The organism is Protofrankia symbiont of Coriaria ruscifolia (assembly GCF_900634745.1).
Taxonomy (GTDB): domain Bacteria; phylum Actinomycetota; class Actinomycetes; order Frankiales; family Frankiaceae; genus Protofrankia; species Protofrankia californiensis.
Window position 1 is genome coordinate 1 of record NZ_CAAAFR010000074.1, and the last position, 12,017, is coordinate 12,017.

Annotated in this window: 8 protein-coding genes; 7 read left to right on the top strand and 1 reads right to left on the bottom strand. The window is 71.7% G+C overall.

All coding sequences use genetic code 11. From position 1 onward, the window contains the following. The first annotated feature begins 61 nt into the window (after positions 1–61). Complete coding sequence (locus tag CV1CTNOD_RS10450; protein ID WP_165485432.1) at positions 62–250, top strand: hypothetical protein; 189 nt, start codon at positions 62–64, stop codon at positions 248–250. Positions 251–309: 59 nt separating this feature from the next. Then, positions 310–1,104 carry a TIGR02452 family protein gene (locus CV1CTNOD_RS10455; RefSeq protein ID WP_131785920.1) on the top strand — a complete coding sequence of 265 codons (795 nt, stop codon included), beginning with the start codon at positions 310–312 and terminating at the stop codon, positions 1,102–1,104. Positions 1,105–1,126: 22 nt separating this feature from the next. On the opposite strand, the gene CV1CTNOD_RS28235 is transcribed toward CV1CTNOD_RS10455, so the two are convergent. Then, the gene (locus CV1CTNOD_RS28235; RefSeq protein ID WP_431607097.1) at positions 1,127–1,768 is read right to left on the bottom strand and encodes a TOTE conflict system archaeo-eukaryotic primase domain-containing protein; all 642 of its coding nucleotides are present in this window, start codon (positions 1,766–1,768) and stop codon (positions 1,127–1,129) included. On the opposite strand from CV1CTNOD_RS28235, the gene CV1CTNOD_RS10460 reads away from it, so the two are divergent. The 5 genes from CV1CTNOD_RS10460 to CV1CTNOD_RS10480 all read left to right on the top strand — a co-directional run. Beyond that, entirely contained in the window at positions 1,767–3,332 is a 1,566-nt protein-coding gene (locus CV1CTNOD_RS10460) for a plasmid pRiA4b ORF-3 family protein (protein ID WP_131785921.1), read from the top strand. The genes CV1CTNOD_RS28235 and CV1CTNOD_RS10460 overlap by 2 nt on opposite strands. Before the next feature lie 538 nt (positions 3,333–3,870). Continuing rightward, positions 3,871–5,580 (top strand): TIGR02677 family protein, encoded by a 1,710-nt coding sequence (locus tag CV1CTNOD_RS10465; protein WP_131785922.1) that lies wholly within the window; start codon positions 3,871–3,873, stop codon positions 5,578–5,580. Then, positions 5,571–6,869: a TIGR02678 family protein gene (locus CV1CTNOD_RS10470; RefSeq protein WP_431607098.1), complete on the top strand. Its 1,299-nt coding sequence runs from the start codon at positions 5,571–5,573 to the stop codon at positions 6,867–6,869. The genes CV1CTNOD_RS10465 and CV1CTNOD_RS10470 overlap by 10 nt, the downstream gene beginning before the upstream one ends. Then, positions 6,866–11,143 carry a TIGR02680 family protein gene (locus CV1CTNOD_RS10475; protein ID WP_131785924.1) on the top strand — a complete coding sequence of 1,426 codons (4,278 nt, stop codon included), beginning with the start codon at positions 6,866–6,868 and terminating at the stop codon, positions 11,141–11,143. The genes CV1CTNOD_RS10470 and CV1CTNOD_RS10475 overlap by 4 nt, the downstream gene beginning before the upstream one ends. A gap of 29 nt (positions 11,144–11,172) precedes the next feature. After that, on the top strand, positions 11,173–12,017 hold an 845-nt coding region (locus CV1CTNOD_RS10480; protein ID WP_242606575.1), incomplete at its 3' end, for a TIGR02679 domain-containing protein.

A 12,017-nucleotide genomic window follows, 5' to 3' on the forward strand; every position in this document is an offset into this window, starting at 1 on the left:
GGGCGGGTGATCTCGGGTCGGGCCGTGAGTGGATGGATGGACGATCGAAGTGCATCACCACGTGCGTGACGTCTCCTTCGGAGAGGACGCCTCCACCAGCCGCACCGGTCACGGCCCGGTCAACCTCGCCACCCTCCGAGCCGCCGTCGTCGCCGCGCTAAAGGACGCCGGCTACCTGTACATCCCCGAAGGCCGCCGCGACCACATCACCCCCGCCGACGCCCTCTACCTGCACGGACTGACCGCCTGACGAAATGGACAATCAGACATCACGCCGGAGCCCTGCGGGGAGCGGACAATGCTGGGATTGTGAATAGTCGGCTACGCACCATCGCCCGCGACACGATGACCATCATCGAGCAGGGCCGCTACCACGCAGACCGGGAAGTAGCCATCGGCAGCGACATCGCCCGGGCGGTTGCCGGCACCCGGCTGCACCTGCCTGACGACGTCCTGCCCGTACCGGCAACCAGCGCACCGGCGGCACCCACGATCGAGGTGACCAACGAGTCGAGCCTGTCCGCGGCCCGCAGCCTCGGTGGCGACGTGGCCTGCCTGGTGTTCGCCTCCGCCCGCCACCCCGGCGGAGGATTCCGCACCGGCGCCCAGGCCCAGGAGGAAAGCCTCGCCCGCTCCTCCGCGCTCTACGCCTGCCTGAGCGCCGTACCGCCGTTCTACGCCCACCATCACGCCCATCCGGACCTCACCTACAGCGATCGGGTGATCTACTCACCGGCCGTGCCGGTGTTCCGCGACGACGCCGGCGACCTGCTGGCCACGCCCTATCCGGTGTCGTTCCTGACCGCCGCCGCTCCCAACCGGACCGCGGTCCTGCACCACCAGCCCGAACGCGCCGCCACCATCGCGACCGTCCTACACCGGCGTGCCGCCCGCGTGCTGGCCGTGGCCGCCCACCACGGACACCGCCACCTGATCCTCGGCGCCTGGGGCTGCGGCGTCTTCGGTAACGAACCGGCCGCCGTTGCCGCCGCATTCGCCGCACACCTCCACCACAGTCAATGGTTCGACCATGTGGTGTTCGCTGTCCTCGACCGGCAGCCCGGCACACCTACCTACGCCGCATTCACCCGCGCCTTCTCCTAGCATTATCCCCGTAGCGATTTCCCTATCTGCTTAAGGCGGGTCGTGGGTCGGGCGTACCGCGAGCATCCCCCGCCCCACTCGGCATGGATCGTCTTCGGTGGCGCCGGTTCATCGGACAGTGAGGGGCGGAACCAGCGAGCGTCCGGGCCGACCGCGACCGGGCACAGCTCGGCGACCAGCCGCTGCACGTCGGTGAGGGTAAGCCGGCCTGACCGCGCCAGAGGAATTCCCACTGATCGTCGAAGGGCGTGAACGTGTTCGGGTCGACGAATACGGTCGTCCCACGGATCCGGCATTCCTTCTGTAGCGGCAACGCGATCAGGTTACCCAGCCCTTCACCAGCCACTGGGAGATAGTCCTGGCTCGGGAAGAACCGGTCGTAGCTGTCGAGACCAAGGCCGCCGCGCACTGCCATCGCCTCCCGCAGCAACCCGGGATCACATGCGCCACCATCAGGTAGACGTTGCGGGCGGGGTCGTCGCTCCAGACGTGCTTGCAGCAGCCGGCGTCGACCCGGCTGCGCACGAGCGTCGACAACCCGGCCACTGGCCGATCGCATCCGCCCGTCCGGTGGCGGGCTCGCGTGGAACTCGTGCGGGGCCGCTCCTATGATCCTGCAGGTGAGCGTTGACCTGTCTCTTCTTGCGCAACGGTGTCCCGTCATGGTTCGTGCCCGTGGCCTTGCCGGCTGGGTCGGGGCGGGTAGGCAGGTGACGGCGAAAGGCGTGCTACGGCGTGCCGATGTCGCCGGGGCGGGGAAGGCGATCGGTATTGATGTTCCAGCCCGCGTACGATCCGCCGCCGACGTCGAAGAGCTGCACCATCCGTGGGTGGTTGCGCAGGAGGCCGGGCTGCTGGTGCTCGACGCCGACCGGGCGGTGGCCGGGCCGGGCACCGATCATGATCCGCTGCGGGCGTGGCTGGCCGGCTTGGACGCGGTCCTGCGGGGTGAGTCGCATGACCGCGGTCGGCGTGGGGCGGTTGTGGCATGCCGGACGGTGCTCACCGCGTTGGCCGCTGATCCGCCGCCGGCCCGCGACCGGATCGAAGGCGCCGTGCGTCACCTGCTCGATGACGCTGACCTCGGCGAAGCCAGCGCGATGTTCCAGGCGTTTCGCGGCAGTGTGATGCCCGTGGATGCGGCGCTGGCCGTCCTCACCGAGTTCGGTGCCGTCGTGGACGGTCCACGCCTGACACCGTTGGGTCGCTGGGCCGGGGAGCAGCTGCGGGCGCGTTCCGCCGAGTCGGTCACACCCGACCTTCCCGCCGAGGCGCTGCTCACCCGGTTGGCCGAGGTCGGCGAGGACGAGGGCTGGGCGTTGGTGTCGCGCTGGCGTGGCAACCGGCCGGTGGTCACGGTGGCCGGCGAGCTGCTGCGGGCCGCCGCGACAGCCACGCCCGTGCAGCGGGTCGCCGCCGTGGACGCCGTCGTCAGCCTGGGCGATCAGGCGTTGCCGGCCTGGCAGGCGGTCGGCGACGTACCCGAGCTGGCTGCCCACGCGCGAACCGTCCTCGCCGCCTACCGCCTGCGCCTGCCGCCCGACGACGCCCAGCGCCACTGGCTGGCCACCGAGTACGCCCTGGTCGCGTTGGCCCGCGACGGCGCCGAGGCCGCCTACCACGAGGTGTACGACTACTACCACGAAGCGGACGAACACAGCGGGCAGGCGGCTTTACAGCCCAGCGGGCACCCCGACGAGGCCGTCCTGCGTGAGGCGGTGGCCGGCTTTGTCGCATCCGGTCGCCGTCCCCGCGTGTTCCAGGTGAAGATCGTGCTTTCGCGGGTCCGGCCGCCGGTGTGGCGACGCCTGCTGGTGCCGGCGAGCGTCACCCTCGGTGATCTACACGAGATCATGCGGGTTGTTCTCGGCTGGGGTGACGACCATCTGCATGCGTTCACCGCCGACGGTGCCCGCTACGCCGACCCTTACCACGAGCTGGACGACTGCGGTGACGAGGACGCGGTGCGGCTGTCCCGGGTGCTCCCCAGGGAGGGAGCCGCACTGACCTACGTGTACGACTTCGGTGACTGGTGGGAACACACGATCACCCTGGAGAAGATCGTGGACGCCGATGCGGCGGCGGTGTACCCGACCTGCCTGACCGGTCGCGGTGACGCTCCCGTAGAGGACTGGAACCCCGAGTATCCGGAAGAGCCCACGCCCTTCGACCGCGACGACATCAACCGCCACCTCGCCGCACTGGCCGGCACGGCATCGTCGAACTGAACCGCACGCCGACCCTTACACGGCAGACGAGGACGTTTTGATCGATCTTAACCTCGGTGACGTTCCGTAACGTTTTTCGTCAACAAGCCGCTGGCAGCACGCCGGCGTGCTGCCAGCGGCGTCGTCCATCACGGCGGCGGTGACGTCCGGGGCCGGGCCCGGGCCGGTCACCGAACCGCACTCAGCCCGCAGGACCCGCGGTGGCGCGGTTCTCACGATGCCGGAGGCCAGGTCCCCGGGCCGCTCCGAGAGAGCGTCGACGTCCCCACCCTTCTAAGATCATCCCGTTGTCGTGTCGTGCGTCTGGGCGTGGTGATTTGGAGGACGTGGGACTCTTCCATGAGCCGGTTGGTTGCGAGCCGGCCGTGGATCTCCTCTGTGCCGGAAGGCTGAGCTCCCGAATCATCGACGTCCTGGCCGGCAGGCACTGGGACCTGGCTGTCGCAGGGACCTTACCGGAGCGGCATCCGGTGCACTACTGATTGTAATCTAATACCCGCGTTTCGTGGGCAGCGCATGGTTCGTAATACTGGTCCGTGTGGCGACTGGTACGCGGACCGACGAGACGGCGACGAACGACGTGCCCAGGCAGCCGTTCGCGCATCTGAGCGCACCGAATGCCCCCTTTTACCGGGACGTGTTGACGACGTTCGCGCGGGCGCGGGACCGGTTCATCGTGCACATGCGGCCCGAGGACGTGAGCGCGGATCTGGGGCGATCGGGGGAGACCGAGCCGGTGGTCGTGGCATTGGAGAAGCTGGTCGAGTGGGGAAACCTGCGGGCCGATCCGGACACCAGCCGGGTGGTCACGGTGGAGGACTTCCACCGGGCCCGGTACCTGTATCAGCTGACCGCGGCCGGGCAGGCGGCCGAGGAGGCGATCGCCGTCTATGAGGAGGCGATCGGCCGTAAGGGCGCCCTGCAGTCGGTGGCGTTGGAGGACATCGCCGCTCAACTGCGCGCGTTGGCTGAAATGGTCGCGGCGGACGCGGCCGATCTCGACCCGGCAAAGGTGCACCTGTTGTTGTTGGCGCTGGCCGAACGTTTCACCGGGCTCGCCGACAACGCGCAGGCGTTCATGGCGTCGCTGCGTCGGGTCATCGATTTCGCCGACGGGAACGTGGACGCCTTCGTCGCCTACAAGCAGCGGCTCATCGACTACATCAACAGGTTCATCGCCGACCTGGCCAATCGGGGCGCGGAGATCGCCACCCTGCTCGGCCGGATCGAGGCGGTCGGGGTGGATCGCCTGTTGATGATCGCCGCCCGGCGGGAGGCCGCCGACGTCGTGCCGGATCTGCCCGACGACACCAACGCCGGTACCGGCGGCAGTGCTACTGCCAGTAGTGACACTACTGGCAGTAGTGACAATGGTGGCGTTGTCACGGGTACCGGGGAACGTTCTGCCTTTGGTACAGACGCACCTGCCGCCTATGATGCCGCGATCGCGGCGTCCCTGGGCGCCTGGCGCAACCGGTGGCGCGGCCTGCGGGACTGGTTCCTGTCCGCCGACTCGCGCCATCCCTCCCAGGCCCGGCTGCTGCGCGGCGCGGCCGTCACGGCGATCACCCAGCTCATCGACACCGTGGCCGCGCTCAACGAGCGCCGTTCCGGGCGCTCGGACCGGTCGGCGGACTTCCGGACCCTCAGCCGCTGGTTCGCCGAGGCACCGGACGACGCGGCAGCCCACCGACTGTGGCGGGCCGCGTTCGGCCTCACCTCGGCCCGGCACCTGACAGTCACCCAGGAGACCTTGGCGGCCTGGCACGAGGACGAGCCGGCGCCGGCTACGCCGTGGCAGCAGGCGCCACCGGTGCGGATCAGTCCGCAGCTGCGCAAGACCGGGTTCTACGAACGGCGTGGGCAGCCCAACCGGGTCGCGGACCGCGCCGAGCAGCGTCGCTTCCTCCAGGAGCAGGCCGCCTGGGAGGCCGAACAGGTCGCGGCCGCCCGACAACGGCTGGCCACCGCAGGTTCGGTCCTGCTCTCCGAACTCGACGTGCTCGACCGGCAGGCGTTCCGGCTGTTCCTCAGCGTCCTGGGGGACGCACTCGCGGCCCGGCTGCCGGGCGAGACCGAGGTGAAGACCACCACCAGCGACGGCAGCATGGAGATCCGGCTGTCGCTCGTCCCCGGCGGGGGCCTCGTGCGGATCGAGACCTGTGACGGGGTGCTGCACGGTCCGGAACACCTCGTCGAGATCATCGATTTGACCGCGGCACGGCGCGGGGTCTGGGAATTGGTGTGACGGGAGACGCATCCACCGAGGAGAGCCGGGTGCAACGGCGTAAGGCGCTGCGCACGCTGCTGGCCAAACCCCTGCTGACCGCCGGCGCGGACGACGACGCGCTGAGGCTGGTCCGCCGCAACGCCACGGAGCTGCGCGAATGGCTCGCCGTGGAGACCGGCTGGCGGCTGGTCGTCGACGCCGAGTCGGCCCGGCTGTTCAAAACGGGGCCAACTGACCTGGACGGCACGCATCCGGCGCGGGAGGGCAGGGGCAGGGCACCGTTCGGGCGCCGCCGTTACGTGCTGCTCTGTCTTGCGCTGGTGGTGTTGGAGACGGCCGACGCGCAGATCACCCTCGGTCGGCTGGCCGAGGGGATCATCGTCGCGGCCAGCGAACCGGAGCTGGCCAACGCCGGTGTCACGTTCACCCTCAGCCGCCGGGACGAGCGCTCCGACCTGGTCGCGGTGGTCCGCTTGCTGCTCACTCTCGGGGTGCTCGAACGGGTCGCCGGCGACGAGGACGCCTACCTGACCGACACCGGTGACGTGCTGTACGACGTGCGTCGCCGGATATTGGCGTCGATGCTGACCGGTGTCCGGGGACCGTCCACCGTCCATGCCACCGATTTCGACCAGCGGTTGGCCGAGCTGACCCACGAGCCGGTGGCCGACACCGACGACCTGCGTAACCGGGCCCTGCGCCACCGGTTGACCCGCCGGCTCCTGGATGATCCGGTTGTCTACTACGACGAGCTCGCCGAGGACGAGCGCGCCTACCTGACCAGCCAGCGCCACGCGATCACCCGGCGGATCGAGGAGGCCACCGGTCTGGTCGCCGAGATGCGCGCCGAAGGCATCGCCATGGTCGACCCCGACGACGAGCTGACCGACGTGCGGATGCCCGAACAACGCACCGACGGCCATGTCACCCTGCTCGTCGCCGAGTACCTCGCGGCCAGGGCCGGCCGTGGCGAACCGGTACCGACTGCCCGGCTGCGCGCCCACGTCAGGAAGATGGCGGTCGAACACGCCGCCTACTGGCGACGTGGCGTCACCGAGCCGGGAGCCGATGCCGAACTGCTCGCCGTGGCCCTGGACAAGCTGCGGGCGCTGCGGTTGGTCGTCGACGTCCCGGGTGACCAGCCGATGGTGCTCGCCCGGCCCGCGATCGCGCGGTACGCGATCGAGGCGCCGACGATCCGCACCGGTCCAGCGGTCCGTACCAGGCGTACCGTCCGCGCCGGCTCGACAGGCGGCTCGGGGAACAGAACCTCTGACAGAGCTGACAGAAAGGTGACCCGCACGTGAGCACCGGGACACCTACGCCGCACCGGCAACGGTGGCAGCCGCTGCGCACCGGCCTGGTGGACCTGTTCTACTACGACGTCGAGGAGTTCCACTTCCACGACGGCCGGCTGCTGCTGCGGGGCAACAACGGCACCGGCAAGTCGAAGGTGCTCGCACTGACCCTGCCATTCCTGCTGGACGGTGAACTGGCCGCGCACCGCGTCGAGCCGGACGGCGACCGCAACAAGCGGATGGAGTGGAACCTGCTGCTCGGCGGCAGGCATCCGCACTCCGAGCGCCTGGGATACACCTGGCTGGAGTTCGGACGGGTACGCGAGGACGGTGCCGCCGAGTACCGGACGATCGGCGTCGGCCTCAAGGCGGTGGCCGGGCGTGGCATCGCGCGGCACTGGTTCTTCGTCACCAGGCAGCGGATCGGCCCACAGCTGTCCCTGGTGGGCCCGACCAGGGTGGCGTTGACCCGGGACAAGCTCAAGGAGGCCGTCGACGGGTACGGCATGGTGTATGACACGGCATCTGACTACCGCCGCGCCGTGGACGAGGCGCTGTTCGGCCTCGGCGGGCAGCGCTACGAGGCGCTGGTCAATCTGCTGATCCAGCTGCGTCAGCCGCAACTGTCCAAGAAACCCGACGAAAAGCTGCTCTCCCGGGCGCTGACCGAGGCGTTGCCGCCGTTGGATCCCGCGCTGGTGGCCACCGTGGCCGAGGCCTTCCGCGGCCTGGACGAGGAACGGGAGGCGCTGCGCGGCCTTGCCGAGGCAAAGACCGCGGCGGACGCCTTCCTGACCCACTATCGCCGTTACGCCGCCGTCGCCGCGAAACGCGCCGCCGCGCCGCCGCGGCAGGCACACAGCCGCTACGAACAGTTCGGCCGGGAACTCGGTGAGGCCGACGGCGCGCACCGGGAGGCGACCGAGGCGTTGGCCACCGCGCAGCAACGTCTTGCGGAGCTGGCTGCGGCCAAGGCCGCGTTGACAGTACGGCGGACGGCGTTGCAGGACAGCCCGGAGATGCGCGATGCCGAGGCGCTGCGGACCGCGGGCGCCGAGGCCGAGCGGCTGGCCCGGTTCGCCGCGGGCCGCAGAACCGACAGCGCGTCCGCGGACGAGGCCGTCGGGCGCCGGCGGACCCGGCTCACCGGCGCCCGGCGGACCGCTGACACGGACGCGGAGGCCTTCCGCGTCGCGCTGTCCACGGCGGCGCGGGCGGCCGAGACGGCCCGGATCACCGACCGGCACGCCGCGGTGCTGGCCGATCTGGACAGCGATCAACCGCCCTATCCGATCGCTGTCGGCGCGGGCGCCGCGCTCGTCGACAGGCAGGGCAGCGCCGTCGCCCGCCTGGACGGACTGCTGGCGGCGGCGCGGGCGGCCGAGAACGCCCTGCGGACGGCCCGCGACGAGCTGGACCGCATCACCGCCGAGCGCCAGGCCGCCGCGGACCGGATCGCCGTGGCCGACGAACTGATCATCCGGCGGGGCGCCGAACTCCTCGAAGCGTACGTACGCTACCTGACCGGTACGACGCTGCTACAGGTCGCAGGCGTCGACGGGACGCTGGCCGCTACGGAAGCCTGGGTGGAGACCCTCGACGGCCCGAACCCGGTGACGACGGCCGTGGACGAGGCGGCTCGGCAGGCCACCACCGCACTCGGCCGCCGGCAGGCCCAGGTCGACGCCGAACGTGCGGCGGCCGACGGCGAACGCGACCGGCTCAACGAGGAGATCGCCCGTCTGGAGGCCGGCGGCCACGACGCGCCGCCGACGCCCTACACCCGGGACGCCCGTACCCGCGACGGCCGGGCCGGCGCCGCGCTGTGGAAGGTCGTCGACTTCGTCGACGGCGTGCCCGAGGGGCACCGAGCGGGCATCGAGGCAGCCCTGGAGGCAGCCGGGATCCTCGACGCGTGGATCACCCCGGACGGTTTCCTGCGCGATCCGGTCACCGACGACGTCCTGGCCTGCGCCGGTCGGCCCGTGCCGGACGGCGGGCTCGGCGCGGTGCTGGCCCCGGCGATCGACCGCGCCGATCCCTTCGCGTCCGCGCTCACCGACACGGTGGTCGCCGCCGTGCTGGCCACGATCGGCCTGGGCGCTCTGAGCCCCGCGGGCCCCGCCAACCCGGGTGGTGCCGATCCGGATACCATCGGTGCTGGTCCGGATACCATCAGTGTCGATTGGAGTACCATTGGTGCCGGGCCGGGCGCTGCCGGCGCCGGGACGGACGGCGATCGCGTCGCAACGTGGGCCACAACGTGGGTCAGCGTCGACGGCCGTTTCGGCAACGGGATACTGACCGGCTCCTGGCACAAGGAATCCGCCGGCTATATCGGCGAGGGCGCCCGCGAGGCGGCCCGGCGGACCCGGCTGGAGATGGTCCGGGCCGAGCTGGCCGCGGTCGGGCAACGGTTGGACGAGCTCGCCGCGATCGCCGCCGAGCTGGTCGACGGCCAGCGCGCGCTGGCCGTCGAGCATCAGGCGCAGCCGACCGACAGCGAACTGCGCGAGGCCCACGTCAAACGTGCCGCCGAGCACGAGGCCAAGCAGCGCGTCGATGCCCGCCACGACGAGGCGACCACCATCGTCGCCGACCGGGAGGTGACGGCCCGCGCGGCGCGGGCAGCGGCCACCGAGTTCGCCTCCGACGTCGGCCTGCCCACGGACGCCGCCGAGCTGGCGGCCCTCCGCAACGCCGTGGGCGACTACCGGGTGGCGCTGGCCGGGCTGTGGCCGGCGGCGCAGGCGCTGGACCGGGCCCGTCAGGCCGTCGGCGAGGCCGAACGCGAGCTCGACCTCGCGGTGGAGCACCGCGAACAGGCCCGCCAGGCGTCCGAGCTGGCCGATGCCCAGGCCGACACCGCGGCCGAACGCCACCGCGTCCTGGTCGAGACGGCCGGCGCCGGGGTCGAGGAGCTGTACCGCAAGCTCGACGCGGTCGCCGCCGACCTGGCCCGCTGCGACACCGACGAGCAGGCGGCCCGCCGCGCCGAACGGGATGCGCTCGACGCACGCGGCAGGGCCGAGGGCCGGCGCGAGACGCTACGCACGTCGATCACCACCGCCGCCGCCGAACGCGACCAGGCAATCGCCGACCTGCGGGCCTTCGCCACCACCGGGCTGCTCGAGATCGCCGTGCCCGACCTGGAGATCCCGGACCCGGCCGACCAGTGGGCGCCGACGCCGGCCATCGTGCTCGCGCGCGCCGTCAACGCCGCCCTCGACGGGGTCGACGACACCGGCCGTCGCTGGGAGCTGATCCAGCAGCGTGTCTCGGCCGAGCACAAGGTGCTCACCGACGCGCTGTCCCGGCACGGCCATTCGGTCGGGATGACCGTGCGTGACGGCATCATCGTGGTGGACGTGTTGTTCCAGGGGCGTAAGCAGGCCATTGCGACCCTGGTCGCCGCGCTGGAGACGGAGACCGGGCAACGGGCGATGCTGCTGTCCGCGAAGGAACGCGAGATCCTGGAGAACCATCTCGTCAACGAGGTGGCCGGAACCCTCCAGGAGTTGATCACCGGTGCGGAGGAGCAGGTCAGGGCGATCAACGGCGACCTTGCCGAGCGTCCCACGTCCACCGGGATGCGGCTGCGGCTGCAGTGGCGGGCCGCCCGGACCGCTCCCGACGGGCTCGGCCGGGTGCGTGACCGGTTGCTGCGGCAGACCGCGGACGCCTGGAGCGCGGCGGACCGGGCCGCGGTCGGCGCTTTCCTCCAGGAGGAGATCAACCGCGAGCACACCAACGACACCTCCGGTGGCTGGGCCGAGCAGCTGACCCGTGCCCTGGACTACCGGCTGTGGCACGAGTTCGCCATCCAGCGCTATCAGGACGGCCAGTGGCGGTCGGCCACCGGGCCGGCGTCCGGCGGTGAGCGGGTGCTTGCCGCCTCCGTGCCGCTGTTCGCCGCCGCATCGTCGTTCTACAGTTCCTCGGGCAACCCGAGTGCTCCCCGTCTGGTCGCGCTGGACGAGGCGTTCGCCGGGGTGGACGACGACTCGCGGGCCAAGTGCCTGGGCCTGCTCGCCGCGTTCGACCTGGACGTGGTGATGACCAGCGAACGCGAGTGGGGCTGCTACCCGCAGGTCCCGGGCCTGGCGATCGCGCAGCTCGCTCGCCGGGAGGACATCGACGCCGTTCTCGTCACCCCCTGGCGCTGGGACGGCCGGGAGCGTGTGCAGGTCGAACGGCCGGTCCCCTACCTGCCCCAGCCGGCCCCGGTGCCCGCCCCGGCCGACGGCGGCAGCCTCCCGCTGGACAGCCTGCCGTTCGAATGATGGCCGTTTGAATGACCGGGCGGGGGCAGATGGATCAGTTCGGGGACGTCCCACGCCTGCGGCGGCTGCTCGGTGGTGAGCACACCGCCTGGCTGCTGGACCGGGTGCGGCGCAGGATGGAGCTCGGCTGGCCGTTGACCGGGATGGTCACCCTTGCCCGAGCCAGCCACGATCAGCGGCGGGCGGCCGAACGGCTGCTGGGCCGGCGGGCCGGCGCGGGCACCTCCCTGACGGTCTCGCTGGACGAGATCGACACGATGCTGCGGACCAGCGGCGCCGCGCCGGACGGCCTCGCCGCGGCGGTGCGCCTCCTCGTCGGCGAGGTCCCCGACCGAGCGGCGCGGGCCGCCGCCGAGGCCGCGCTGTGGTCGCGGGTGCACGCCCCGCTGGACGCCCTGGTCACGCGGCGTCCCGAGTTCACCGCCTGGCGGTCCTGGCTGGACGCCACCGGCATGCTGCGCCGCCTGACCGCCGGTGACGCCGACGCGGCGGCGGCGCTCGTCGCCGGCCTGCTGCGGGTGCTCGACGCGCTGCCCTCGACGGGTGTGGCGCTGGGCCGGCTGGCCGCGACGGCCACCGGGGACGCGCACGCCCTCGACGACACCCGGCCGCTGGCGACCCTGTCCCTCGCTGCGGCCAGGGTGCTGCGGGGAGCGCCGCCCGCCGGCGACGGTTCCGCCGCCGAACGCCGCGCCGCGTGGGCCGCGGTCGGCGTCCACCGTGACGAGCTGTCCGCCACGGTGCTGTGCCTGGGCCTGCCCGGGGGCGCGGCCACCACCACCGGCCGCATCCTGGCCCTGGCCCGCGAAGCCGGCGAGCCGTGCGTACTGACCCTGCGCCAGCTCGGCCAGCTCGGCCAGCTCGGCCAGCTCGG

Bases quoted from the DNA above. Each gene is read 5' to 3' on its own strand.
- CV1CTNOD_RS28235 (WP_431607097.1), bottom strand. From the start codon at position 1,768: ATGACGGGACACCGTTGCGCAAGAAGAGACAGGTCAACGCTCACCTGC.
- CV1CTNOD_RS10460 (WP_131785921.1), top strand. From the start codon at position 1,767: ATGGTTCGTGCCCGTGGCCTTGCCGGCTGGGTCGGGGCGGGTAGGCAG.